This window comes from Bradyrhizobium sp. 190 (genome assembly GCF_023073415.1).
In the GTDB taxonomy this organism is placed as follows: domain Bacteria; phylum Pseudomonadota; class Alphaproteobacteria; order Rhizobiales; family Xanthobacteraceae; genus Bradyrhizobium.
Window position 1 is genome coordinate 226923 of the sequence record NZ_JADPJL010000060.1, and the last position, 26538, is coordinate 253460.

The following is a 26538-nucleotide window of genomic DNA, read 5'->3' on the forward strand; positions in this document are numbered from 1 at the left end:
TCACTGCCCCGCCGCGATCAGGCTCTGGAGTTCTTCTGTACCGAATTCCTGCTCGATCAGCCTGATCGACACGACGCGCGCGAATGATGCAAGTTCGGGATGAACGAACAGATCTGAAACCGGAACCGACACGCCAATCTCCTGCGACACCCGGCTGAGCACCCGCACCGCAAGCAATGAGTGTCCGCCGAGCTCGAAGAAGTGATCGTTGCGTCCGATCTGGCTGACACCGAGCAGCTCGGCCCAGATCTTCGCCAGCGCGATTTCGATCTCGTCCTCGGGCGCCTCATAACCGCGGCGAGCCTGGGCATCCTCGTGGGGCGCCGGCAACGCCCGCCGGTCGATCTTACCATTCGGGGTCAGCGGCATCTGCTCGAGTATCACGATTGCCGATGGCACCATGTAATCAGGCAGAATGGCCGATAGCGCATCGCGCAATGCACGGCCGTCAAGTACCGGTTCGCCGCTCGCATAGGCGATCAACTGACGCCCGGTCCTGCTCTCGCGTGTCACCACGGCGGCGGCGCGCACGCCGCGCTGCTCCATCAGACGCGCTTCAATCTCTCCCAGCTCGATACGGAAGCCGCGGACCTTCACTTGCTGGTCCGCGCGGCCGACATATTCGATCACGCCATCGGTCCGCCACCGCGCGAGATCGCCGGTCCGATAGAGGCGATCGCCGTCACCGCCGAACGGATCCGGGATGAACCTTTCCGCCGTAAGTGCGCCCCGATTCAGGTAGCCCCGAGCCAGCCCGAGACCGCCGATGAAAAGTTCGCCGGTGACACCAACGGGCACGACGTTGAGGTCGGCGTCGAGGATGTAGGCGGACCTGACACCGACGGGACGTCCGATCGGCGCCGGCTGCCCCGGCGTCAACGCGGCGTCGTCGACGAGCCACGCCGTCGGCGCGATCACCGTCTCGGTCGGGCCATAGGCGTTGATCAGGAGCTCCACATTGGCGGCCTGGCGAAGCGCCTTTATTCCGGTATCCGACCAGGCTTCGCCGCCCACAATGCATGCCCTGATCGCAAGCCTGCGCCCGCTCTGCCGCAACGCTGCGCTCAACTGATCCGCATAGGCCGGCGGCAGAAAGATCGATGTTACCGAATTGCTTTCGATCTCCTCGACGAGATCGTCGATCAAAAGACCTGGCCTGGATGGCAGGACGAGTGCTCCGCCCGTCATCAGCGGCACCAGCCATCGCTCGTGCGCAATGTCGAAATTGATCGATGCCGACTGGAATTCCCGGTCGCGGGACGTCATGCGATACAGCCGCCCGATCGCCTCGCAGTGCATGGCGAGTGGCCCGTGCGACACCGCCACGCCCTTCGGCATTCCCGTCGATCCCGACGTGTAGATCACATAGGCCAGGCTGTCCGGATGGATCTCGACATTCAGGTTGCCTGTATCTTCGCCGGCGAGGTGCTGCGGTGCGTCGATGCACCAGGCCTCGACCCCGGTCTCACGCAGAACCGGCGCGAGCGGTTCGAGCAGCGCGCTTTGCGTCAATACCAGCGTCGCCGCGCTGTCGCGCAGCATGTGGGCGAGCCGCCCGGCCGGATAGTCCGGATCGAGCGGGAGATAGGCGCCGCCTGCTTTCAGGACAGCCAGCAGCGCTACGGTCATTTCCGGGCTGCGCGCCAAGGCGATGCCGATCAGGCGATCCGGACCGACGTCCCAGAGGCGAAGCCGTCGCGCAAGCTGGTTCGCCCGGGCATTCAACTCGCCATAGCTGACGCGCTGTTCGCCCCACACAATCGCAACGGCAGAAGGCGCCTGCGCGGCTTGCGCCTCGATATACGTGACGACGCCGACATAGGAAGCAGGCGACGCCAGACGCGCTGCACCGCTCCAGTCCAGAATTCGCCGCGCTTCGTCATCGGCTGCTGATCCGAGACTACCGAGCGGACGGTCCGTATTGGCTATGATCCGCTCCAGCAATCCGTGCAGCATGTCGCGAAGACGCAGAACTGCCGTCTCGTCGAATCGGGCCCGGTCGTAATTGAACTCGAGGTCGAGCCGCTCGCTTCCGGCAAACACGGCGACCGCCAGCGCATAGTTCGTGGGCGTCACATGTTGCACGTGCCCCAGGCGCGGGCCGCTCGCCCCGGTTTGCCGCAACGCCTCATCGATCGGATAGTTTTCGAACACCAGGATGCTGTCGAACAGCGTCTGCCCGGCATGGCCGGCGAGACGCTGGATCTCGAAGAGCGGCGTCCAGCCATGCTCGCGCAAAGCCAGGTTCTGTTCCTGCAATTGACGCAGCCAGTCGCCGACACTCGCTTGCGGGCTCGGCGCGGCGACGATCGGCAATGTGTTGATGAAGAGGCCGACGATCTCCTCGGAGCCTGGCAGTTCCTCTGGCCGGCCCGATACGGTCACCCCGAAACAAACAGCGGCTTGCCCCGAATGTCGCCGCAGTAACTGCGCCCACGCGCCCTGTATGAGCGTATTGAGCGTCACCCGTTCGCGCTTCGCAAAGGCCTTCAGCCGCTCGGTCAGCTCCGTATTCACTGCAAGCGCAATGCTGGCATGCCCTGCGGCCTCGGATGCCTTGTTGCTCGCTACCAGCGTGCTCGCCAGCAGGGTCGGCGTTTCGAGCCCCGCCAACGCATCGCGCCAGAATTTTTCGGCGCCTGCATGATCGCGGCCCTGCAGCCATGCGATGTAGTCGCGATAGCTGCCCTGCACGACCGGCGGCGTGCCACCATTCATATGCTGCAGCACCTCTGCAACCAGCCGGGCCGAGCTCCAGCCATCGACGAAAATGTGATGATGGGTCCAGATCAACCAGTGACGCCTGTCGTCGAGCCGGATCAAACGCACGCGCTGCAACGGCGGCTGCGAGACATCAAAGCCGCTTTCGCGTTCCTGCCGCGATGCTTCCGCCAGCGCGGCATCCACCTCGGCGCGTTCCAGCGCCGCCGCTCGATCGCGCCAATCGTCTTCGGTGAACGGCACCATCACGTGACGGTGCACCACTTGCTGGGCCGGGCCGGAAAAGCCCTTCCACACAAAGCCGGTCCGCAACGCGGCGTGCCGGTCGCTCACCGCCTGCCACGCGGTTCGAAGCTTGTCGGCATCGAAACCGAACAGCTCGAGCCCAACCTGATTCACATAGGCATCGTTCTCGCCATCCCGGACCGCGTGGAACAGCATGCCCTGCTGCATCGGCGAAAGCGGATAAATGTCCTCGATGCCGCGGAGATCCAAAGTCGCTTCCAGCCGATCGAGATCGGCCTGACCGAGTCCGGACAATGCAACGTCCGACGGCGTGAGACCAGACGCGCCGGTGCAGCAATGCGCCACCAGCTCGCGCAGGGCGGACTCGTAAAGCCCGGCAACCCGCTCGACCGTCTCGCGCCGATAGCGCTTGCGTCCATATCCGAAGGACAGTTGCAGACAGCCTTCACGCACCATAGCGGTGATGTTCAGCCATCCTCGCAAAGGAGCCGCAGCGCTGCGAGACGGACCGGAGCCCTCGGGCGCAAAGGCGAAGCGCTGGGAAGTACCAACGCTGCCATCGAACCGGCCGAGGTAGTTGAAAACGATCTGCGGCTCCGCCAACTGCGCCAGGGCATTGCGCTGGACGTCGGAGCCGAGATAGCGCAACACGCCGTAGCCGAGCCCGCGATTCGGGACGGCGCGCAACTTCTCCTTGACCGCCTTGATCAGGGAGGCGTCGTCGCTCGCCGCTCCATGGAGCCGCACCGGGAAGGCCGTCGTGAACCAGCCCACGGTACGAGAAATATCCGCACCGGCAAATATGTCCTCACGGCCGTGGCCTTCGAGTTCGATCGTCAGATCGTCGCGTCGGCTCCAGCGCGAGACGGCGCGCGCCAGGCTCGCCAGCATCAAATCATTGACCTGCGTCCGATAGGCTGTGGGCGCGTCCTGCAACAGCCTTGACGTCAACTCGGCATCGAAGACCAGCGACACCTCCTCGGCGTCACCGACGAGATCGACGCTGCCATGATCATCGTCGCATGGCAGGCTTTGGCCCGCCCCACAATCGAGCCAGAACGGCAGTTCGTCCGCAAGCTCCCTGGTCGTCGCGTAGGAATGTAACCGCTCGCCCCAGGACGCATAGGAATCGCTCTTCGGCGACAGCGTTGCGGCGCCAGCACCTTGCTTCAATTGGTCGTAGACCGAGGCAATATCCTCCAGCAGAATTCGCCAGGACACGCCGTCGACCACCAGATGATGGATCGCGATCAGCAGTCGTTGCCCGCCATCCGCGAAATCCATCCCTACCGCGCGCAGCAGGGGGCCCGAAGACAGCGAAAGACTTTCCTGCGCCGCCGATGCTAGCGCGGCAACCTGCGTCGCATCGCCAACGTCTGCACGAACCCACAGCAGTTCCGACGGCGCCGGCGCAGCGCCCTGCTCGGCCCGCCACTTTCCGTTGACCTGCCCGAACCGCATGCGCAAAGCATCGTGGTGATCCACGATCGCCGCGAGCGCACCTCGCAGCGTCTCCCAGTCCGTCTTTGTTTGCGGGACCAGCAGCACCGCCTGGTTCCAGTGATTCCGGTTGCCGATATCCTCGCTGAGGAAGCGAGTCTGAATCGGCAGCAAATGACGCATGCCAGTTGCCGCCTCGCCATCGGCCGATATCTTCGTGCCCGGATTCTCCTTCTTCGCAGCGGGTGCTGCCGTGATGGCGGCGACCGTTGCCAACCCGGCCACGGTTTGCTGGCCAAAAACCTGCTTGGGGGTGAGGCGGATGCCGCGCTTGCGCAAGCGCGCGATGATCTGCAGGCTGAGAATTGAATCGCCGCCGAGCTCGAAGAAATTGTCGTTGCGGCCGATGCGCTCGCGACCGAGCACCTCGCGCCATACCGCTGCAATCGCCTCCTCGGTGTCTCCCACAGGCGCGGCATAGCTCGACGCAACTGTCTCTCCAGCCGGCTCGGGTAGCGCCTTGCGATCGATCTTGCCGTTGGCCGTGAGCGGGAGCCGCTGCATGATAACAATGTGCGATGGCACCATGTATTCCGGCACGATCGCAGCCAGTTGCTGCTTGATCACGTCCGGCTGCGCTGTCGCGCCGGTCGCGGGTACGCAATAAGCCACGAGTTCCCGGCGTTCGGCGCTCGCGCCGATGGCGCGCGCGACAACCACCGCATCATCGATCCCTTGCAGAGCCTTGATCGCGCGGCCGACTTCGCCAAGCTCGATGCGGTAGCCGCGCAGTTTGATCTGATCGTCGGTACGGCCGAGGAACACCAGTCGGCCTGCCCGGTCGCAGCGAACGCGATCACCGGTTCGATACAGCCGATCGCCAGAAGGGTCGAACGGATTCGGCACGAACCGCTCGGCAGTCAGGCCGGCCGCGCCCCGATAGCCCCGCGCCAGGCCGGCGCCTCCGATGTAGAGTTCGCCACTGACCCCAATCGGCACTTCGTTCAGTGCATCGTCCAGCACATGGGCGCGCAGGTTGGCGAGCGGCACGCCTATAGGAACCGGACCCGTCTCGCTTGCGGCCTGCCATTCATGCGTAACCGCGCCGACCGTGGTTTCGGTCGGCCCGTAGTGATTCAATATCCGGCATTGCGGCCGCAACTGCCGGATCTCATTCAACAGCGCTGCGTCGCAAGCCTCTCCACCGAGGATGAGCGCGTCGGTTGGCAGGAGATCGGCCGACCGCGATGCCTGCAACAGGCCGCGCAGATGGCTGGGTACGATCTTGAGAATGCCGACTTCGCCATCCCGCATGGCTTGCGCGAACGAATCCGCATCGAACACCATTTCCGGAGACAACAGATGCAGCGTCACGCCGGAGGCAAGCGCGCCGAACAGAACGGTGTGACCGAGATCGGCCGCTACGGTCGAAACCATCGCCATGTTCGCTATCGGTGACGGCTGCACGCGCTGCAGCAGCGCCTGCACGTAATTGGCCAGCGCGCCGTGTGAGACAGCAACGCCCTTGGGCGCCCCGGTCGATCCGGACGTATAGATGACGTAAGCGGTCTGCGCCGGGTGAATCAAATTGCCGGGCGGCGCGCTCGATGTTTCCTCGCGCGCCGCTTCGGCTTCCGCATCGAGCACAGGGCAATCGAACGCACGCGCTTCCGCCAGCTTCTCGCCAGTCGCCAGCACGATGTCGATGCCCCCATCCTTCAGAATGCGACGGACGCGCTCCAACGGCCATTTCAGATCGAGCGGCACATAAGCGCCACCGGCCTTCAGCACCCCGAGCAGCGCCACGACAAAAGCCGGCGAGCGCTCGATCCACAGCGCAACCGGCACCTCGCGTGTCACGCCTCTGCCAGCGAGCATATGGGCGATGCGGTTCGACCTTTGCTCAAGGTCTGCGAAGGTCAATGTCTCGCTGCCGCATCGGACGGCAACCGCCATCTGCCTGTCGGCTGTCGACCCGCGATGAAGGCTGACTACATCGGTGAATCCAAACGCGGCGGTCTGGCTCGGCACGAGCTGGCGGTTCGCGTCGTCGATGACGAAATCCGATATCCGGCGTTCCGCATCTTCGGCGATCTGTCGCAGCAGCGAACCGAACTGTGCCGCCAGCCGCGCGATCGTCGGCGTATCGAACAGATCGGTGGCATAGTTGAAGGTCGCCTTCATGCCAGCGGCGCCATCGACGATATCAAGCGCGAGATCGAAATGCGAACCCGCGAGGTCCATGATGTCGACCTCGGCGGTGAGCCCTTCGACGCCATCGAATCCCCGCGGCGCCGTCATATAGTTGAACTTGGCCTGGAACAGCGGATTGTGTCCGCCGCTGCGTTCGGGGCGCACTCCGTCGACAAGCATTTCGAACGGAAGATCCTGATGGGACAGCGCCTCGATTACCGCTTCCTTGACCTGTCGGAGCAGCTCCGGAAACGTTGCTTCATCGGCGATCTCGGCACGCAGCACCAGCGTGTTGACGAAACATCCAATCAACCGCTCAAGCTGCGCGTGGCGACGCCCTGCGACCGGAACGCCGACGCGCAAATCGCTCTGCCCCGTATAACGATGCAACAGCGCCTGATACGCCCCGAGCAGCAGCATGAAGACGCTCGCCCGATGCTTTCCGGCGATTTCACGGAGCCGGGCAGCCAGCGCGCCGTCGATCGCAAGAGCGACCGTATCCCCGGCATGACTTTGCGTTGCCATACGCGGCCGGTCATGCGGCAGAGCCAACACGGGGTGCGCATCGCCCAGTTTCCCGCGCCAATACGCGAACTGCCGATCGCCCTCACCGCCCGCGAGCCAGTTTCGCTGCCAGGCTGCGAAATCCGCATACTGAATCATCGGAATTGGCGGCCGACCTGCGTCCTGCCCGATGCCGTTGCGATAGAGCCCGGCCAGCTCTTCGAGCATAACGTCGAGTGACCATCCATCGACGGCGATGTGATGGGCAAGCAGCAGCAATTCGTGCTCATCGTCTCCGAACCGGAGCAGAGCCACCCGCAATAGTGGACCGTTCACGAGGTCGAAGGGCCTGGCGAGTTCGGACCGCTTGAGCTCCGCAGCATGCTCGGCACGGTCGCGCGCGGAATATGACCGGAGATCCTCGTGCCTGATCCCAACGCTCATGGCATCGTGAATGACCTGCTTTCCGCGACCGTCGATGGCGACGAACGTGGTGCGTAGCACTTCGTGGCGCTGAACGACTTCGCTGATCGCGCGCGACAAGGCGGCATGATCGAGCTTTCCTTTCAGCCGGATCGCGCTCGCGACCGTGTAGGCGGTTCCGCCGGGGTCCATATTCCAGAGGAACCACAGCCGTTCCTGCGCATGAGACAAGGTCGCGCGGCTGGCCGGCGTTGCCCGCGGGATCGGTGGCAGCACCCTCCTGGTGTCGTCACGCACGATGGCGTCGATATGGCCTGCGAGGGATGCAAGCGTCGGCGCGTCAAAGAAGCTGCGCAGCTCGAGCTCGACACCGAAGCGTTCGCGGATCGCGGCGGCGACCTGCCCGGCCGCGATCGAATTTCCGCCCAGCACAAAGAAATCGTCCTCTCGATGCACGGCCCTTACGCCAAGCGCGTCGCACCAGATCGACGCCAGGGCGCGCTCGGTATCAGTCGCCGGCGCCGTCAACGGCGCTCCATCGCGGCGGCGCCCTCTTTCGAAGACCATGAAACTGTCGAGCGTATTGTTGGCCCAGCGTGCGGCGCAGGCCGAGCGCTGCAGTTTACCGCTAGTCGTCAGCGGCATCGCTTGCGGATTCAGCAGGACGATGACGGCCGGGTATTCCTGCGCCTGCCGGAGCACCGCCTCGCCGATCGCATGCGCGAGAGCTTGGGGATCGTTGCGCTTGAGGACGGTACGGCTGAACTCTGCCGCCACGCCAATGCTTTCCCGTCCATCCATTTCGACCGCGAACGCGGCAACGCGTCCGCTACGGACCGATTTGACATCGGCTTCGACCGCCTGCTCGACATCCGTGGGATAGACGTTCTGCCCGCGAACGATCAGCAGATCCTTGAGCCGCCCGGTCACGACCAGCGCGCCGTCCCTGACGAAGCCGATATCTCCGGTACGCAACCAGCGCGCGCCATCGTGCTCGACGAAGGCTTTGCACGTCGCCTCGGGATTGTTCCAGTATCCGAGCGCGACGCTCGGACCGGCGACCCAGATCTCGCCGACTTCGTCAGCCTGCGCCGCAGCCGATCCGTCGATGCGCATGATGCGTGTGGCATGGCCGGCTGCGGTTTGACCGCATGCCACGAGGTCGGTGCCTTCGCCGGCGCTCGCAATGCGGCCGGCGGCAAGTGATGCCGTATCGAGGGTATAGCTGAGTGTCTCGGCCGTAGGATCGCCCGCCGTTACCAGCAGCGTCGCCTCAGCCAGGCCATAGCAGGCGGTCAACGCCCGCCGATTGAAGCCGGCCGGCGCGAATCGTTCTCCGAACCTCTGCAGCGTGCTTTGCCGCACGAACTCCGAACCAGAGAATGCGAACCTCCAGCGGCTCAGGTCGAGCCGGCTGATCGTTTCATCGGAAATGCGATCGGCACAGAGTGCGTAAGCGAAATCAGGTCCACCGCTCAGTGTTCCGCCATGACGATCGATGGCCTCAAGCCAGCGCCGCGGCCGCTCGAGAAAATTGCGTGGCGACATCAGAACGGCGGTGAAGCCGGTGAACAGTGGATTCAACAATCCGCAGATCAATCCCATGTCGTGATAGAGCGGCAGCCAACTCACAAAGACGTCGTCGAGCGTTCCCTTGGCTGCAGCCTGGATGGCTTTCTCATTGGCCGTCAGATTACCGTGCGAGACGCAGACGCCTTTCGGTTGCGATGTCGATCCCGACGTGTACTGCAGGAAGGCGACGCTATTCTCCGCGGGCCTCGTCTCTCGCCATTCCGCAGCGAGTTCCGGCGGGATCGCATCCACCGCAATAATCTGGACGTTGGCCCGTTCGGGAAGCGCTGCTTCCACAGCGGAACGGAGAGCCGTTTCCACCAGGATGAAGCGAGGCGCCGCATCGCGCAGAATGCCGTTGAGACGTCCTGCATAGCGTTCGGGACCGCCCTCCGGCGGATACGCCGGAACGGCGATCACGCCTGAATACAGACAGGCGTAGAATGCCACGGCATAGTTGAGCCCGCTGGGCAGAAGAATGACCGCCCGCTCGCCCGCGCCACCCAACTGCTGCAACCGAGCTGCGACCGATCGAATCCTGGCGTCGAGCGCGGCAAATGTCAGCTCGTCGGCGACATCGTCTCCCTCAAGGAAGCGCAGCGCCACCCGATCGGGACGTAAGCTGGCGTGGTCGCGTAATCGTTCGACGAGATTGTCTTTGTACATCTTCTCGAAATCCAGTGCGGACGCGATCGAAAATTCCACCGATCAGCGCTGCCGATGAGCTTCCGCCATGGCGACGATCACCTTGCGCGGCCCCTTGAACGGTGCGCGCGCATGCGCGGTGAGCATGTTGTCGAGCATGACCACGTCGCCGGCCTGCCAGGGAAAACTGATCTTGTGCGTCTCGAGAACGTCGCGAACGGCGGACAGCGTTTCATCGTCGATCGGAGAACCGTCGCCGTAGAAGACGTTACGCGGCAGATCGACCTCGTCACCGACCACGTCGAGCAGGCTCTCGCGAACTTCCGGCTCCAGGTTGGAGACGTGGAACAAATGCGCCTGATTGAACCAGACCCACTCCCCCGTTACCGGATGGCGCGCCGTGCCCTGGCAGATCTGGCGCGTGCGAAGCTCGCCGTCTTCCTTCCACTCGCATTCGATGTCATGCCCGGCGCAATAGGCTTCGACCTCCGGCCTTGAATCAGTGCCGAACACCTTCTGCCAGTCGACGTCGAGGCCGTTGCCGTAGTTCCGCACATACATCACGCCCTTCTCGGCGAAGCGCTCCCGAATGGCCGGCGGCATATCGCGATGGATGGCGCGGCTGTCGGCGATCGGTGTCTCGCCGCCCTCCTGCGCCGGCTGCATGCAATAGAACCAGATTTTCATCGGCCAATCGCGTGTATAGGCCTGCTCGTTGTGCAACGGGATGTGCTGGTGCGGCGGATATTCGGTAGAAGTATAGACGCCGGACGTAACCTGCGAACGCGGCGTCGACCCGAACTCGTACGTCAGCAGCGGATGACCGAAATCGGCCGCGAAAGCCCGAAAGCCGTCGGGGCCATCGAGGGAGAAATCGCGAAACACGATGCCCCCGCAATCGGTCAGATGCCGATCGATGGTATCGCGCAGCATGGGAAGCGCCGCACCCAGCGGCTGCCCGACCTTGTCGGCCCTAAGCAACAACGGAAGGGTATTGCCCTCAATGAGTGGCTGGACGGAGAATGCGCTCATGATCCTCGCTCCGATGCGAACCAATCGATCGCCCCGATTGTCGGGCCAGGGCCGATCCGATCAGGTCGAGCAGTTCGGCTTGCTGGGTGTGAATAAAGAAGTGATGACCCGGCAGCACGTCGAGCGTGAATGCCGCCGAGGTCTCCTGCCGCCAAGCCTGCAGCGATTCGCGGCTGGTCTCGTCGTCGATGCCGCCGAAGACGTGCACCGGACACGGCAACGGGTGCCGCGACCGATAGGCATATGCCCCGCACATCAGGAAGTCGGCGCGCAGCACCGGCAATGCCGATCGCATGAGTTCCGGATTCGACAGCGCTTCATCCGGCGTGCCCTGCAGGTTGCGCAGCTCCTCCAGCAGTGCATCGTCGCTCAACGGCAGGCGCCATTTGCTGCCATCGCGAACAGACGGCGCCTCGGCGCCCGACGCAAAGAGAATGGCTGGCGCGGGCGCGCCACGATCGCCCAGACTGTGCGCGAGTTCGAACGCAATCAGCGCACCGAGGCTATGGCCAAACAGAGCGTAGGGAGCATCAAGCTGCGCATGAAGTTCCGCAGCGAGCTGCGATGCGAGCACTCGGGGATCGGTCGCCAATGGTTCGTCCATGCGTGCGCCGCGCCCGGGCCACTCGACCGGTCGGACATCGATCCACGTGGGCAGCAGCCTGCGCCACCGCGCATAGAACATAGCGCTGCCGCCGGAGTAAGGCAGACAAAAGAGCCGCATCGGAAGACAAGACTCCGTTTATCAAGCCGATTTTTGCGGAGGCGCCGTTTCGTCCATGAATTTGCGAAGCGTCAACGGACGCATGTCGGTCCACACCTGTTCGATGTGATCCAGGCATTCTTTCTTGCTGCCGGTCTTGCCCACCGCTTTCCAGCCGTTTGGAATTTCCTTGAACGTCGGCCAGATGGAATATTGCTCTTCGTGATTGATAACGACGGCGAAGGTGACGTCGTCTCTGTCGAACACCATCATGGTTCGGCCCCTTTCAGAAAACGAAAGCAATGGCGTTTGACTAGGTCAGAAGCAAATGATGGTCAAAGCAATATCGGCGCCGAAGTTTTTAATAGCTCCAAGGTGGCGACAGCGTGACACGATGCAACCTCCGCGCTTACGCGCGAATGCGCATACAAGTCACTGATTTTCAAAACGATACGCAGTTTCTTGCAATTCTAGTTTGTGAGGTCGGAACAATTTTCGAGATTCGAAAATCGCACATCAGTGTTCGGAGAATCTTTTCATCACATTGTCATCAATTTCGATAAGTGCACTTTGCTGACAATGCAGACCAAAGAAAAACCGCCGCGGACGAGATCCGCGGCGGCGCGTATTGCAAGCGACGAGAACGGCGAACGTTCAGAAGTTGAACGTCGTCGACAAGAGATAGGTGCGAGGGGCGGCAAGTGTGATCACACCGCTGTAGGCCGATGCCCAATAAGCTTCGTTGAAGACGTTCTCGATGTTAGCGCGGATCACGATCGGCTTTCCGTTCCAAGGCGACGTAAAGGTGTATCGCGCTCCGATATCGACCCTCGTCCATTCCGGAAGCGTGAGGGTGTTGGTTACGTTGACATACTGCGAACTGGTATAAATGACCCTTCCCGTGAGCGTCAGGTCACGCATGAACGGCGTATCCCACTCCGCACCGATATTGGCGGTGACTGCTGGAACGCCGACCGCAGTCCTGCCGTCTGTCGCGCCGTTATTGGCCGTCTTGACCTGCTTGCCATCGATCAAGGCCAGACCACCGAGCAACCGGATCGCGGGTGTGATCTCGCCGAATACGTTGAGTTCGACGCCACGATTGCGCTGCTCGCCATTGAGAAGTTGGACGGTGCCAACCGCAATGATGCTTGGTTGCGTAATATCGAACACGCTCATGGTCGTCGTCAGACGGCCCGTATCGATCTTCACGCCCGCTTCAGCCTGCTTGGTCTGGCCGGGAGGGAACACGGTCCCGATATTGGTGAACCCGGTACCCACGACATGCGGCGTCTGCAGTCCTTCGATATAGTTTGCGTACAGCGAGATGTTCTCGACCGGCTTCAACACAAGAGCATAAGCCGGGGTCCATACGGACATATCTGTCTCCGGCCTGCTCAGACCGGGCGTGAGATAATTCGTCACCTCGCTGCCAGCTGTCTGGCGACGAACCCCGACCGTCAGCTGAATACGCTTGTTGAGCAGGGACATGGTGTCGGAAACGCCGACGCTTGTGATATTCACGTTGGTTAGCTGACTGGCAGACAATGTCGTGAAATTGGGCTTGGGAATATTGGTCGGATCGGTGTAGAGGTTCCAGAAAATAATGTCGGCGAGAGGACTAGCCGACCGCGTCCAGACCTTTTGGTTATAGGTTCGGTCGTTGATGGAGTAGTTGATGTTGAACGCGTGATTGACGGGACCCGTGTCGACGTTTGCACGAATGCCAGTCTCACCCGCGAGCGTCTCGAACGTCTCCTTGCCCGCAAACGGACGCGACCACAGACCTCCCAACTGGAATGCCCCCGGAGGCGACGTTAACGCGCCCGGCGCGACATTGGAGAGGTTGGGCGAAGGATAGGCATAGTTGATGTTGCTGTCGTGATAGCCAAACGACGCATACGCAGTGACCCAGTCGTTTACATCGACCTCGCCTTTTACAGTCGAGAAGAAATCCGTTGGCGCGTAATAGGCCCACGGAACCTGGAAATTGTGTCCGGCTTTCGGCGGAGGAGGAATAAGCGTTGTTGTTGCGGGTATGTTAAAGAAACGCATGGGCGGATTCAGATTGTCGGCCTGGTAGCCGAGATCGACCGCCAAGCGCGCGTTCTCGCCCCGATAGTCAAGGCCAAGGTGGACGTTGCCGAATTCGTCGGTCTGACGGTTCCACGGCGTATTACCATTTGAGTAGGTGCTGTTTAGCCGAACGCCCCACTCCTTATGCTCACCATAGCGCCGGCTGACGTCGATATTCCCGCCGAACTGCGATTTAGAAACGTAAGTGCTCGTCAGCCGTGTAATATCGATGTCGGGAGCATGCTTGGTGACGAGGTTGACACTGCCGCCGACGGCACCGCCGCTCGCAACACCGGTACCGCCAGTAGTCATGCCGTTGAGCACAGCGCTCGGGCCCTTTAATACTTCGACGCGCTCGATGAAATTCGCCCCGATGGAGTAATACGGCGCGATTCCGTATAGGCCGTTCAGCCCGTAATCGCCGCTGTCGAGATAAAAACCGCGAACAAACAGACTGTCGGCGCCGCCGCCCGCTGCCTGGATGACCCGCACCGAAGGATCATTCATCAGAACGTCGCGGATCGTGCGCGCCTGTTGATTCGCAATCAGCTCCGCCGTGTAGCTCGTCTGGTTGAAGGGCGTATCCATCACACCCCGGTTGCCCAGAAGGCCCAGGCTACCGCCTGTCGCCACTTGTCCACCAGCGTAGGGAGCCGGAGGCGCACCGAGAGTTCCGGTCGAAGGCACCACATACGGAACCGGCTCAGCACGACGAGGCGCCGGCGCAGCGACGCGCCGCTGCACGCGCGACGTCGACGTCTGCGATCTCCGTGCCGCGGGCCGCGCTCGCTGCTGGCTTGGAGCATCGACCGTGACGGGCGGCAAATTGGCTTGCGCGAACGCTTTCTGACCGCTTGCAAAGTCCAGAGAGAGAGCAAGATAACTCACCGCTCCCAGCGAAACAGCGCGCACAACATTTCTGGCCGCGACTTGATACGTCATACTTCCACCCCAAAGCCCACAAGCAGGTCACGGGGCTCGTTCTAACTTCCGGAGTGGAAACGGCGAGTAGAAGTCATCTAAGGTGATGGTGTGTGTACACAACACATTTCGTTAGTGACGATAGAGCAACACCACACATCGTCTGATTGCTCTAAATTTTCGCACCAAGATTCTTGAGCGCTCGAGCGGATGAATTTCGTTCTCAAGATTCTCCACGCCTGCGCGTTTTGAATCTTTCTAATTTTTATTCGTTCTAATCTTCTGCATGACCGTCCAGCACGACGCAGATTGAACCAGTCATTGTCGCCTTGCCCACGTTCGAATCTTTTCAATCCAGCAGGTTACGCAGCGTCCGCATGAAGACTTTTGCGCCAATTCCAATGAGTTCATCCGGAAAATCATAGTTCGGTTCGTGCAAGCCGGGATGCTTCTCCCCTGCGCCAAGGAAGAACATCGCGGCCTTTGATCGGTAGTTGAACCGTCCAAAATCCTCCGATCCCCGCAGCGGGAGGCCTTCCACAGAATGGCGCACGCCTTCTGCATCGAGTGCGCTTCTGAGGTGGGCAACGGCCTCCGCGTTGTTCAGGCAATGGCTGAAAACGTCGCGGTAGGTAATCTCCACCTTCAACCCCTCGCCGGCCGCCACCTGCTGGACCAAACCTTCTGCTTGCAAACGAACCCTCTCCATTGTCGAATCGGTCAGCGTCCTGAGCGTCACCCAAAGCTCGGCATGACCGGGCGAGATACCGAACGCAGGTTCTCCCAATCTCGCATGGGTGACCGTTACCATTGAGAACGCGTCGTCCAGTGTCCCTCCCCGGCCGAGCGCGGTAATTTCGTCCAGCAGTCTTGCGATCGCTCCTTTCGGCGAGACCCCAAGCTCGGGACTGGATGCATGTGCGGTTCGCCCGGACAACACGATCTGCATCCCGCGCGAGGCGCAATTGACCAAGCCTTCCGCGACCGAAACATGCCCGAGAGGAAGTCCCGGCAAATTGTGCAGCGAGAAAACAAAATCGGGCCGCACCTGCTCAAACTTCGTATCGGCAAGGACGGCAGCCGCGCCGGACCCGTCCTCCTCAGCCGGCTGGAACAAGAGTACGGCGCGTCCGCGCCTTGGGCGTTGCCGGCTCAAACCACGCGCGACCGCTGCCAAAATGGTCATGTGACCGTCATGACCGCAGAGATGGGCCTTTCCCGGCACGGATGACCGATATGCAAGCTCCGAGGTCTCCTGGATCGGCAATCCATCGAGCTCGGCCCGAAGCATGATCGTCGGGCCAGGTGCGTCGCCGTCATAGATCCCGAGCACGCCATGCCCGCCAAGTCCCGTGACGACCTTGTCGGCGCCAGTTGCATGGAGAAGCGCCTGCACGGCTTTTGCGGTCTTCTCTTCCTGTCCGGATAGCTCAGGCTTGCCGTGGAGATCGTGTCGCCACGCAATCAATTCTGCCAGTTCGTGATCGGTCAGGAACATGAGTAGCTCTCTATATTGGGGGGAAACGGATCAGACTTGAGCATCGATGATTACATGGCCTGCGAGGCCACATGCATTCAGAATGTTCACCTGCAAGACAATCGCTATCATTGGTTGGCACGCCTGCGCGCGACCGGTTGCGCTGCTCGCCACTGCGTTGCCGGACAGCAGAATGGCGTCGCCCGCACCAGTTTCGCACCAGAACCGGCACTGCCATAGCGGAGATAGATCGATTGAAACGCCTGTCCTATAGCGTGCGGTAGCGCTCGATCGATGAAACATCGGGCATAATTCCAAGGCCCGGCTCCTCGTTCAGCACGACAATGCCCTCGGACACGTCGAAGACTGGTCCGCAGAAGCGATCGCGGAGCGGATTGTCATTGACGTCCACTTCCAGCCAGCCGTCGCCTCCGGCACCGGCGAGCAAATGTGCGGAAGCAAGCAGTCCTATGCCGCCACCGAGATAATGCGGGCAAAAGGTCCTGCCCGCCTTCAGAATATCCTTCGCCAGTCCGCAGCAGATCGTCAGCCCGCCCCATTTGGCGATATCCGGCTGCACGACATCAAGCACGTCCTCTGAAAGAACCTGTTCGAAGGCTTCCCGGCTCGCAATATTCTCGCCGGCCGCAAGCGGCATGCCGGCGCTTGTGCGCAGCCTCCGCCATTCCTGCCGGGGACGATCGGCACGAAGCGGTTCTTCCAGCCATCGCAAACCGAACTCGCCGAGCCGTGGCACGATTTCCAGCGCCCGATCGATCGACCAGCCCTGATTGACGTCCGCCGCCAGCATGCCACCGCCAACAACGGCGCGCAGCGCTGCCAGATTGGCGAGATCCGTTGCCATATCGAATCCGATCTTGAGCTTCAGCGCGCGATGCCCGCGCTTCAAGGCTGCTTCGGCGGTCTGCCGCGCTCCGCCGGGATTGATGCCGCTGGCGTACGCCTTGATCTTGCCGGAATGACCGCCGAGCAATCGCCACAGCGGCTGCCGTTGCCGGCGCGCGTGGAGATCCCACAGCGCAAGATCAATTCCTGCAATGGCCTGGGCGAACGGCCCGGGTTCCCCGCACTGCAGCGCCAGCACCGCGGTGCCTTGCGTGAGAATCTCGAAAGCCTGCGCGGGCCCCTCAAGCTCGCACCCTGTTACCGCTGGCGCGAGCACCTCATTGACGAGCCGCGCCCGATGTTCGGCACCCGTCGAAGGAAAGTTCGACCAGACCTCGCCCCAGCCGACAACGCCGCCTTCGTCTTCGGCGCGAACGAACACCGCCGGACGGTTCAGCATGCGGCCGAACGAGGTCACCACCGGCGTCGACAGCGGATAACGATAGCAAAACGCCTGGATTGTGCGAACAGAGAAGGCCATCTTTGGATCCAGCGATCTCACTTGGTAACGATCAGGTCACGACACAGCTAGTACGCGCGCGCGAAATCGCCTTCCTGCTTGATCTCGCCAAAGGCGGGAAAGCGTGCCTTCCATCGCGTGCCCTTTGCCTTTGTCAGCGCATTGAGGCTTTCAAGCACCGCAACACCGTCCTTGCGCAGGCTTGCCGCGACCGCCGCACGATCCGGGAAATGCTTGCGAACGGCGTCAAGCCAGATCGTGCGCCCCGCAAGGAAGCCGCCGGCGCCAGCCGCATAGGCGAACTCCAGCACGCGCTCGAATTTCTCGGGCGCAGCACCACCTGACAGCAACACCCAGGGAATGTTCCGCTCGCGGCAGATCGCGCCGATGGCGTCGAACTCTTTCTGCGCGGCTTGCGCCGCCGCGCTCCCGTCCCGCGGCGGCAGGCTGTTGGCGGCAAGCGGGCTCTCCAGCTTCAGCAGGTCGACGCCATATTCCGGTTTGGCGAACTCGCGCACGCTGTCGATCACGAGTCCCGGCAGCTTGCCGGGCGATTCCACATAATCAGCGGTATGATTGGCGCTGCCGAGGAATGGATAGACCAGGAGCTCCAGCACATAGGGAATGTCGTAGCGCGCGCAGTCCTGTCCGATCTCGCGCACAAACCTCTTCTGGTGTTCGTTGACGTCGGGGTCGGCGTCGGGACGATACCAGGCAAGCACCTTGACCGCGTCACCGCCGATCGCACGGATCTTCTCCACACTCCAATTGGCAATGGCGCGCGACTTGCGGCCGCCCGCTGTCTCCTCGACGCGGTGCTCCTCGAGCGTCATGATGAGACCGCAACGCGCGGGCAGCAGGTCGATGGCGGCAGGCACCGCAAAGTTCGGATCGAACAGCATCGAGCTGCAATGCGGCGAGAGGCTTTCCACGAGCAGCCGCTTGGCGGCGGTTACGTCGGAATATTCGACCTGCTCGCGCGTAACGCCCTTTGCCTGCGCGATGGCGTCGAACAGCGGCGGCCGCTGATCCAGCGCAACCATGCGAAAGTGGCCATCCGCATCCGCCAGGCGCGCGATGCCCCGGTTCTTTCCGATCGTTCTCATTGGTGCGTCCTCATGAAGGCAAGACAGTCATTGATGGAAGGAATTCCGGCGCGGCCGCCCGAATGGGTGCATTTCAGCGCGGCGGCCGCAGCGGCGAATGCCATGGCATCCTGCACCTCAAGGCCCGCGCCGATTGCAAAGACATAGGCGCCGTGGAAGACGTCGCCGGCGCCCGTCGTATCGACGACGGAAACAGGATATGCGGCACGCCGCTGCAGGCGGCCGTTCTCGTACCAGCTCACCCCTTCGCTGCCGCGCGTGACGGCGATGACACGGCAATTGAACCGCACGAGCTTGGTCAGCGCTGCACCATCAGCCGATCCGGCAAAGGAAGCGAGCGCAGGCTCGGAGAAAACGGCGTGATCGGTAAGCGGCAGCAGGCGCTCGAACACTTCGGCGTCGGCCACATCGCCGTCGAGCACGGTCGGAATGCCGAGCGCGCGCGCCTTGCCAAACAGCGCGACGGCGCCTTCGACCCAGCGCGGATCGGCAAGCACCGCGGACGCCTGCGCCACTTCATTCAGCGGCAGCCAATCGGCCGCCTCGGGAAAGGCCCCGCGAAAATTCACGATCTGCCGCTCGCCGGATCTGTCGACGATGATCCCCGAGACCGAGGAGCGTCCATCCTGAAATAATCTGAAGTTTGCGACGTCGATTCCTTCGGCAGCGAGCGCCGACCGCATTTCGCGCCCTGCGGCGTCGTCTCCGGCGCGGCCCCAGAACGCGATCGAGCCGCCGAGCCGTGCACCGGTCACGGCGGCGTTTGCCGCCATCCCGCCGCCGAGCGTCGAATAGTCCAGGCTCCTGATCTTCTCGCTCTGCCCTCCAAAAAACCGGTCGACGCGCCAGACCTGATCGAGCGCAGAGAGCCCAAGGCAGACGATACGGACCCGCTCCGCGCTCGACGCAATATCCGCGATCGCCTCGCGATCTTCGGTCCCCTCGCGCGCGGTCACTGCAGCACCTGGCCGTCACTGCTGTCGAACAGATGGGTTTTTCCCGGCTGCGGGCGAAGGCTGAGGAGATCGCCGACCTTCGGCCGCAGCGACGGATCGACGCGCGCAATCGCGGAGGCGCCTGCGAGGTCGAAATGGATCAGCGTATCCGAGCCGAGCGGCTCGACCAGCTTGATCGTCACGGCGGTGCCGTCGGCCGGATCCGGCGCCACGGCGAAGTGCTCGGGACGGATTCCAAGCACGCCCTTGCCCGCCCTGCGCAGCGGGGCGCAGCTCTCTTTGGGAAGCGGCACCGTCGCGCCGCCCTGGGAAAACACCACGTCCTCTCCGCGCCACTCGACCGGAAAGAAATTCATCGCCGGCGAGCCGATGAAGCCCGCCACGAACTGGTTGGCCGGCCGCTCATAGACTGCCTCCGGCGTGTCGTATTGCTGCACCGTGCCGCTCTGCAACACCACGATGCGGTCGGCCATGGTCATGGCCTCGATCTGATCATGGGTGACGAAGACCATCGTGGTCTTGAGCTCCTGCGACAATGCCTTGATTTCGGCCCGCACCTGGCCGCGAAGCTTTGCATCGAGATTGGAGAGCGGCTCATCGAACAGAAAGGCCTTGGGATTGCGCACGATGGCGCGGCCCATCGCCACGCGCTGACGCTGGCCGCCGGACAATTCCTTCGGCTTGCGGTCGAGATATGGCTCGATATGCAGCAGCGTCGCGGCGCGTTTCACCCGCGCATCGATCTCGGCCTTCGGCGTACCCCGCAGCTCGAGCGCAAAGGACATGTTTTCGTAGACGCGCATATGCGGATAGAGCGCGTAGTCCTGGAACACCATGGCGATATCGCGCTGCGCCGCCGGGATCCCGTTGACACGTTTGTCGCCGATATAGACTTCGCCTGCCGTGATCGGCTCGAGCCCTGCGATGATCCGGAGAAGCGTGGACTTGCCGCAGCCGGAAGGGCCGACAAAGACGACAAACTCGTGATCGGCGATTTCGAGATTGAGATCGGGGATCACGGCAAAGGTGCCGTAGCGCTTGATGAGGTTGCGGATCGAGATAGAGGCCATGATCGTCAGTCCAGCGCCAGCACGGGCTTGATCAGCTCGCCCTTGGCGAAGCGTGCAAAATTTTCCGGCAAGCTCGAAAGGCCGAACTCGCCGTCGACGAGGACGCGGTATTCGTCCTTGTAGCGGCGCAGCAGCGCGACGTTCGGTTCGAAATCGGCGATCGGGAAATAGAAGGTGCGGATCATGTAGAAGTCCTTGCGGCGGAAAACCTTGCCTTCCTCGATGGTCCAGGGCACGGCGTTCTCGCCGACCAGCACCAGCGCGCCGCGCGGCAGAACGAGTTCGATGCCGAGGTTGCGCGCCGCATGCGCGCCCGAACATTCCATGATCAGTGCAAAGCGTTTCGAGGTGTCGCCGACCGGGTGCGCTCTTGCGCCGAAGGATTGCGCGATGGCAAGCCGCACAGCATTCGGATCGGCGACATGGATGTCGTCATAGCCGAGGCTGCGCAACGCCAGCACGACGCCAAGCCCGACCGGCCCCGCGCCCATCACCAAAACTGGGCTAGCTTCCCCGGGCGGCACCACGCGGCTGACGAACCGCACAGCATGGCCCGAGGTACCGATCACGTCGAGCAGCAGCGGCGCGAGGCTGTCCTCGATGTCGTCGGGCACCTCCAGCAGGCAGTTCTCCGGCACCGGCACATATTCGGCATAGCCGCCCGGCCGGTTCCAGCCGATCAGGCTAGATACTTCCAGGCACATCTGCGTATCGCCGCGCTTGCAGGCGGCGCAACGGTCGCAATGAAGCGGGATATAGACGGCACAGCGGCGGCCATGCAGGCGATGGCCCGGCTGCTCGACCACGCCGAAGATTTCGTGGCCGGCCGTGAATTCCGCGCCCTTGTGCCAAAGCTTGAAGTCGGAACCGCACAGGGCGGTGCGCGAGACGCGCACCAGCACCTCGCCAACAGCCACTTCCGGCATCGTCACACGCTCGATGGTGATGCGTTCGTGGCCGTGAAAGACGGCGGCCCGCATGATCGAATTGGCAAGCGGAGAGACATTCATCGGAGCACCTAACCCTTTACGGCGCCGAGCGTCAGCCCGGAGACCAGCCAGCGCTGAACCAGCGCGGCGAGAATGAGCGGCGGCAGCGCAATCAGCGTCGCCGCAGCCATCAGCGCGCCCCATTGTGTCGAGCCTTCGCCGATGAAGTTGAAGGCGGCCGCGATCAGCGTCTTGCTGTCGCCGTTCGACAGCACCAGCGCGAACAGGAAGTAGTTCCAGGAGAAGACGAAGGCCAGGATCGCCGCAACCGCGACGCCCGAGCCGACCAGCGGCAGCGCAATCCGCCAGAGGATCCGCGTCACGCTGCAGCCGTCGACTTGGGCTGCTTCGAACACGCTGCGCGGGATGCCGTCGAAGGACGGCATCAGCACCCAGATCACGATCGGCAGCGTGATGACGGCGTGGCTGAGAATGAGTGCCGTGTAGGAGCCGATCATGCCGACCTGGCGGAACATGACGTACCAGGGCAGCAGGAACAGCGTGCCGGGCGCCATGCGCGCCGCCAGCGTCAGGATGGCCGGCCAGGAAATCCGGGTCCATGACACGGCGAAGGCCGCGGGAATTCCGAACAGGAGTCCGAGGCTGGTTGAGCCGATGGTGACGATCAGGCTGTTGACCGCATAGCTCACGAACGGTGTCGTCTTCATGAGCTCGACGTAGTTCTCCAGCGTCGGCGAGAAGACAAGCGTCGGCGGATAGGCCGTGACCTCGAACGAGGGTTTTAGCGACGACAGCACCATCCATACCGTCGGCGTCATGATGATGATGCCCGCGAGCACGAGCTGCAGCAGGTTGAGGTGGCGGATCCAGCGGTCGGTGGTCGGTGCGTCGGTCATCTGCACCTACCAGGCGACCGCGCCGCGCAGGCGGTTGAACGCAAGCACTGCGCCGAACACGATCGCGGTCAGCGTCAGCATCAGCGCGCTGGCATAGCCGATGTTGAAGAATTCAAATCCGACCCGGAAACCGTAGATGTTGAGCGTGTTCGACGCGTTGCCGGGGCCGCCCTGGGTGGTGATATAGATGATGTCGAAGAAGCGCAAAAGATCGACGCTGCGCAGAATGGCTGCGGTGACGATGGTCGGCAGCAAAAGCGGCAGCGTGATGCGCTGGAAGGTCTTGAACGGCGAAGCGCCGTCGATCTGGGCGGCTTCATAGACGCTCGGCGGCAGCGACTGCAGCCCGCCGAGCACGATCAGCGCGACATAGGGTGTCCATTGCCAACTGTCGATCAGCGCGACGGTGGGAATGACCCAGGTCGGCGAGGCCAGCCACTCCGACGGCGGCAGACCTAGCGATTGCAGGATGTAGTTTGCCGCCCCGAGCGACGGATCGAGGATCACGAGCCACATCATGCCGGCGACCACCGGCGGCATCATGAAGGGCGAGATGAACATCGACCGCACGATCCCGGGCAGGCGCTTGGCGTGAAAGAGAACCAGCGCCAGCCAGACGCCGAACACGAGTTGCAGAAACAGCGAGAGCACGTAAAGCGCAATGGTGACCCATAGCCCGTGCCAGAACTCGTAATCGGAGGCGAGCTTCGCGTAGTTCGCCAGGCCCGCAAAGGACTGCTGGCCGGTCGACGAAAAGCTCTGGAAGCCGAGCCAGATCGTGTAGACGACCGGGAACGCGATCATCGCGACAGTGAAGATCACTGCCGGCGCCGACAGCGCCGACAGCTCCAGCCTCTGCCGATCCTGCGTCAATGTCGCAGCGGCATCCGACATGCGTCTACTTCCTTTCAGATCATTCCACCCGTCGACCTCGCGCCGGCCGCCTTGACCGGGCCGGCGTCCGTGGCCGTTACTTTTGCGCGATCAGCGCATCGAGCTCCTTGTCCGCATCGGCACAGGCCTGATCGACGGTCTTCTGCTTCAGAATCAGATCCTGCACGGCCTGACCGATGAATTCGCGCGATTGCGGATTAGCGACGATCGGGTAGCCGACCTCGGAGGATCCCTTCGTTGCGAGCACGTCGAGCGCGGCCTGCCATTCCTTGCGCACCGGCTCGGCATCGATCCACTTGCGGTATTCGGGATCATTGGCGACCGCCGGCCGTGGCGGCGCGATCCCCTGCAGCGCCATGCGCTTCTGAATCTCCGGACTCGTCGCCCATTGCACGAAATACCAGGCGGCACTCGGCTGCTTGCTGTACGCGGACACCGCCATGCCCCAGCCGATCGCGGTCGGCACCTGCCCGGCTTCGCCCGCCGGGAACGGCGCCAGCCCGGTATCTTTGAGCCGCTCGCCGCCATCCATCACGGTGCGCAGTTCATTGGAGGATTCGAACGACATCGCGGCGCGGCCGCTGCGATAGAGCGCCGATATCTGCTGGAAGCTGTAGTTGACGACGCCGGGCGGGCCATAGTCGCGCAGCAACCGGCTGTAGGTATCCAGCGTCTCCTTGCCTTTCGGCGAGCACAGATTGGACTTTCCGTTTGCCATGTAGCTGCCGCCGATATTGTGCAGCATGTTGCTGAAGGTGTAGGCGACCGCGGGCTTCAGCCCGCGCGAGACAAACGGCGTGATGGTAGAGTCGCAGGCCTTGATCTTTTGTGCCGCGGCTTCGACATCCTTGATGGTCGCCGGCTTCTCGACACCGCATTTTTTCAGAATGTCGGTGCGGTAATAAAGGATAGGCCCCTCGATATTCATGGGCATGCTGGTCAGCTTGCCGCTGAACGTCCCGGCCTTGAGCAGCGCCTGGCTCAGGCCGGCAAGGTCGTAGTCCGTTGCCGCCTCGTTCTTCGACATGGCCGACAGATCGGCATACCAGCCAGAGACGGCGAACTGCTCGCCTTCGCGCGACGGCAGCGTCATGAACACATCGACCTCGTCGCTGCGCGCGTTCATGACGGTGACCAGCCGCTGGCGCATCTGCTGCTCCTGATAGCCGTCGACCTTGAGCGTTATCCCCGTGAGCTTCTCGAAATCGGCCTTGTAGCTCAGCAACGCCTGCGACACGGGATTGTTGTTGGCGAGGAACGTGACGGTCTTGCCCTGGAACTTCTTCCAATCAAAGTCGGCCGCACTTGCCTGTGCGCTGACGGCGACGACCGCGAGAACCGGCAACGCGACGCGCGCCGCAAACATTCTGGCGTTCATTGAACTCCTCCCTGACCCGGCTTATCCGCCTGTTCGGCAGCGCCATTGTGAAACCGTTTACATCCTAAGCACCGCCCTTCGCCTGTCAAGAGATGGACAATTCATCGAACATCTAGCAGAATTGTCAAAATAGCTTTGATGATCCATCCGACCATTTATGTAACGTTACATCGATAAACCCATGAGCCTGCCTGCCGCCAGATCATTGAAACAAGGCATTCGCGCCGTCGCGGCGCGGGCCGGCGTATCGACGGCATCTGTCTCGCGCGCGATCAACAATCCCGAAGCGGTGAGCCCCGACTTGCGCGCACGCATCTCGCAAGCGATCGAGGCGGTCGGCTACATCCCGCACGCGCCCGCACGCATCCTGTCGTCGCGCCGATCGCGTACGCTGGGCGCGATCGTGCCGACCATCGACAACACCATGTTCGCGCGCGGCATCGCCTCGCTGCAGAAATATCTCTCTTCCGTCGGCTACATGCTGTTCCTCACCACCAGCGGCTACGACCTCGACGCCGAACTGGAACAGGCGCGCAACCTCATCGGTCGCGGCGTCGATGGCCTGGTGCTGCGCGGAGATTGCCATCACGACACCTTGCGCAAGATGCTCGCCGACAACACGATCCCCTTCATCAACGTCGGCATCTATCGGCCCGATCGTCCCTACCCCTGCGTCGGCACCGACAATGAAGCCGCGGCCTACCGCGCCGCCGCGCATGTCGTTGAACTCGGACATGTCAGGATCGGGGTCGTCTCCGCGCTCCAACGCAACAACGACCGCGCCAGCGCCCGCGTCGCCGGCTTCCGCCGCGCCCTTGCCGCGGGCGGCATCGAACTGCCGGAAAAATGGCATGTCGAGGTGCCCTACACGCTCGACGATGCACGCGAGGCGGCGCGCTATCTGCTCAGCCTCGATGACCGCCCGACCGCGGTCGTCTGCGGCAACGACGTCATCGCCTACGGCGTGCTGCTGGAAGCCGAGCGCAGCGGCTTCTCGGTGCCGCGCGACCTCTCCGTCGTCGGCTTCGACGATCTCGACTGGAGCCGGCATTTGCGGCCGAGCCTGACCACCATTCATGTTCCGACCGGCGAGACCTGGCAGCGCGCCGGCGAGTATCTGGTTCGGCGGCTGGCCGGCGAACAGACCATCATGCATCACGAGGTCGACTACTCGCTCGTCGTTCGCGAGTCGACGGCCCCGCCTCCGCCCCTGAAGCGACATGGACGATCGCGATGACTTCCACCTTCTCGCTGGCTCAGGGCTTTCATGCCGTTGTGATCGGCGGCGCCGGCGATATCGGCGCCGCCATCAGCAGCTTGTTCTGCGAATTAGGCGCGACAGTCACCGCCACCGCCGTCAACGATGCCGATTTTGCCCGGACGCCGCTCAAGCCGCGGGCGGGACTTGAGCTGACGACGCTTGACGTCACCGACGACGCCGAGGTCGCAGCGCTCGCGCAACGGCATGGCCGCGTCGACGCGCTGGTCAATTGCGCCGGCATCCTCGCGCGCGACAAGGAATACGAGATCGAGACCTTTACCAAGGTGCTCGATGTCAATCTGACCGGCACGTTCCGGACCTGCATGGCGTTTCGCCCGCTGCTGGCCAAAAACAAGGGCTCGATCGTCAACATCGCCTCGATGAACGCCACGCTGGCGCTGCCGCGCATTCCCGCCTATTGCGCCAGCAAAGGCGGCGTCGTGATGCTGACCAAGGCGCTCGCTCTGGCCTGGGCCGAGGAAGGCATCCGCGTCAATGCGGTGGCGCCGGGCTATATCGAGACCTCGATCAATGCCGCCGGCCGGTCCGACCGCGCGCATTACCAGCGCATCGCCGACCGCACTGCCTTCAAGCGATGGGGGCAGCCGGCAGATGTTGCCGGCGCCGTGGTTTTCCTCTGCATGCCCGCGTCACAATATGCGACCGGAACGGTGGTCGCGGTCGACGGCGGCTTTCTCGCCGGATAGC

General features: G+C 62.7%; 16 protein-coding genes. 2 read left to right on the top strand and 14 right to left on the bottom strand.

The features are described from left to right. The 14 genes from IVB22_RS28375 to IVB22_RS28440 form a co-directional block, all read right to left on the bottom strand. Positions 1 to 9804, bottom strand: a complete 9804-nt coding sequence (locus tag IVB22_RS28375) for a non-ribosomal peptide synthetase (RefSeq protein ID WP_247520466.1) — start codon at positions 9802 to 9804, stop codon at positions 1 to 3. Positions 9805 to 9807: 3 nt separating this feature from the next. Then, positions 9808 to 10776, bottom strand: a complete 969-nt coding sequence (locus tag IVB22_RS28380) for a TauD/TfdA family dioxygenase (protein WP_247520467.1) — start codon at positions 10774 to 10776, stop codon at positions 9808 to 9810. Further along, positions 10745 to 11500 (bottom strand): thioesterase II family protein, encoded by a 756-nt coding sequence (locus IVB22_RS28385; RefSeq protein WP_247520468.1) that lies wholly within the window; start codon positions 11498 to 11500, stop codon positions 10745 to 10747. Before IVB22_RS28385 ends, IVB22_RS28380 begins: the two co-directional genes overlap by 32 nt. Before the next feature lie 21 nt (positions 11501 to 11521). Further along, positions 11522 to 11752, bottom strand: a complete 231-nt coding sequence (locus IVB22_RS28390; protein ID WP_247520469.1) for an MbtH family protein — start codon at positions 11750 to 11752, stop codon at positions 11522 to 11524. A 381-nt stretch (positions 11753 to 12133) separates the two neighbouring features. Beyond that, positions 12134 to 14497 (bottom strand): TonB-dependent siderophore receptor, encoded by a 2364-nt coding sequence (locus IVB22_RS28395; protein WP_247520470.1) that lies wholly within the window; start codon positions 14495 to 14497, stop codon positions 12134 to 12136. 328 nt (positions 14498 to 14825) lie between these two features. Further along, on the bottom strand, positions 14826 to 15974 hold the full coding sequence (locus IVB22_RS28400) for an amidohydrolase (protein WP_247520471.1): 1149 nt from the start codon (positions 15972 to 15974) through the stop codon (positions 14826 to 14828). Positions 15975 to 16221: 247 nt separating this feature from the next. Beyond that, positions 16222 to 17340, bottom strand: a complete 1119-nt coding sequence (locus IVB22_RS28405; protein ID WP_247520472.1) for a mandelate racemase/muconate lactonizing enzyme family protein — start codon at positions 17338 to 17340, stop codon at positions 16222 to 16224. 47 nt (positions 17341 to 17387) lie between these two features. Then, positions 17388 to 18425 (bottom strand): tagatose 1,6-diphosphate aldolase, encoded by a 1038-nt coding sequence (locus tag IVB22_RS28410; protein WP_247520473.1) that lies wholly within the window; start codon positions 18423 to 18425, stop codon positions 17388 to 17390. After that, entirely contained in the window at positions 18422 to 19381 is a 960-nt protein-coding gene (locus IVB22_RS28415; RefSeq protein WP_247520474.1) for a sugar kinase, read from the bottom strand. Before IVB22_RS28415 ends, IVB22_RS28410 begins: the two co-directional genes overlap by 4 nt. Then, entirely contained in the window at positions 19378 to 20451 is a 1074-nt protein-coding gene (locus tag IVB22_RS28420) for an ABC transporter ATP-binding protein (protein ID WP_247520475.1), read from the bottom strand. The genes IVB22_RS28415 and IVB22_RS28420 overlap by 4 nt, the downstream gene beginning before the upstream one ends. Positions 20452 to 20456: 5 nt before the next feature. Continuing rightward, positions 20457 to 21461: an alcohol dehydrogenase catalytic domain-containing protein gene (locus IVB22_RS28425; RefSeq protein WP_247520476.1), complete on the bottom strand. Its 1005-nt coding sequence runs from the start codon at positions 21459 to 21461 to the stop codon at positions 20457 to 20459. Between the two features lie 8 nt (positions 21462 to 21469). Next, a complete protein-coding gene (locus IVB22_RS28430; protein WP_247520477.1) occupies positions 21470 to 22297 on the bottom strand; it encodes a carbohydrate ABC transporter permease in 828 nt (275 codons plus the stop codon). Between the two features lie 6 nt (positions 22298 to 22303). Next, the gene (locus tag IVB22_RS28435; RefSeq protein WP_247520478.1) at positions 22304 to 23191 is read right to left on the bottom strand and encodes a carbohydrate ABC transporter permease; all 888 of its coding nucleotides are present in this window, start codon (positions 23189 to 23191) and stop codon (positions 22304 to 22306) included. Positions 23192 to 23267: 76 nt separating this feature from the next. Next, positions 23268 to 24569 carry a sugar ABC transporter substrate-binding protein gene (locus IVB22_RS28440; RefSeq protein WP_247520479.1) on the bottom strand — a complete coding sequence of 434 codons (1302 nt, stop codon included), beginning with the start codon at positions 24567 to 24569 and terminating at the stop codon, positions 23268 to 23270. Positions 24570 to 24750: 181 nt separating this feature from the next. Here IVB22_RS28440 and IVB22_RS28445 point away from each other — a divergent pair, with 181 nt between their 5' ends. Beyond that, a complete protein-coding gene (locus tag IVB22_RS28445) occupies positions 24751 to 25806 on the top strand; it encodes a LacI family DNA-binding transcriptional regulator (RefSeq protein ID WP_247520480.1) in 1056 nt (351 codons plus the stop codon). Beyond that, on the top strand, positions 25803 to 26537 hold the full coding sequence (locus tag IVB22_RS28450; RefSeq protein WP_247520481.1) for an SDR family NAD(P)-dependent oxidoreductase: 735 nt from the start codon (positions 25803 to 25805) through the stop codon (positions 26535 to 26537). Before IVB22_RS28445 ends, IVB22_RS28450 begins: the two co-directional genes overlap by 4 nt. The last annotated feature ends 1 nt before the right edge of the window (position 26538 follow it).

What these genes read in the sequence shown, in the direction of transcription:
- IVB22_RS28445 (WP_247520480.1), top strand. Translation starts at nt 24,751, where the DNA reads ATGAGCCTGCCTGCCGCCAGATCATTGAAACAAGGCATTCGCGCCGTC.
- IVB22_RS28410 (WP_247520473.1), bottom strand. Translation starts at nt 18,425, where the DNA reads ATGAGAACGATCGGAAAGAACCGGGGCATCGCGCGCCTGGCGGATGCG.
- IVB22_RS28440 (WP_247520479.1), bottom strand. Translation starts at nt 24,569, where the DNA reads ATGAACGCCAGAATGTTTGCGGCGCGCGTCGCGTTGCCGGTTCTCGCG.
- IVB22_RS28390 (WP_247520469.1), bottom strand. Translation starts at nt 11,752, where the DNA reads ATGATGGTGTTCGACAGAGACGACGTCACCTTCGCCGTCGTTATCAAT.
- IVB22_RS28435 (WP_247520478.1), bottom strand. Translation starts at nt 23,191, where the DNA reads ATGTCGGATGCCGCTGCGACATTGACGCAGGATCGGCAGAGGCTGGAG.
- IVB22_RS28420 (WP_247520475.1), bottom strand. Translation starts at nt 20,451, where the DNA reads ATGGCCTCTATCTCGATCCGCAACCTCATCAAGCGCTACGGCACCTTT.
- IVB22_RS28380 (WP_247520467.1), bottom strand. Translation starts at nt 10,776, where the DNA reads ATGAGCGCATTCTCCGTCCAGCCACTCATTGAGGGCAATACCCTTCCG.
- IVB22_RS28405 (WP_247520472.1), bottom strand. Translation starts at nt 17,340, where the DNA reads ATGGCCTTCTCTGTTCGCACAATCCAGGCGTTTTGCTATCGTTATCCG.
- IVB22_RS28385 (WP_247520468.1), bottom strand. Translation starts at nt 11,500, where the DNA reads ATGCGGCTCTTTTGTCTGCCTTACTCCGGCGGCAGCGCTATGTTCTAT.
- IVB22_RS28400 (WP_247520471.1), bottom strand. Translation starts at nt 15,974, where the DNA reads ATGTTCCTGACCGATCACGAACTGGCAGAATTGATTGCGTGGCGACAC.
- IVB22_RS28430 (WP_247520477.1), bottom strand. Translation starts at nt 22,297, where the DNA reads ATGACCGACGCACCGACCACCGACCGCTGGATCCGCCACCTCAACCTG.
- IVB22_RS28450 (WP_247520481.1), top strand. Translation starts at nt 25,803, where the DNA reads ATGACTTCCACCTTCTCGCTGGCTCAGGGCTTTCATGCCGTTGTGATC.
- IVB22_RS28395 (WP_247520470.1), bottom strand. Translation starts at nt 14,497, where the DNA reads ATGACGTATCAAGTCGCGGCCAGAAATGTTGTGCGCGCTGTTTCGCTG.
- IVB22_RS28425 (WP_247520476.1), bottom strand. Translation starts at nt 21,461, where the DNA reads ATGAATGTCTCTCCGCTTGCCAATTCGATCATGCGGGCCGCCGTCTTT.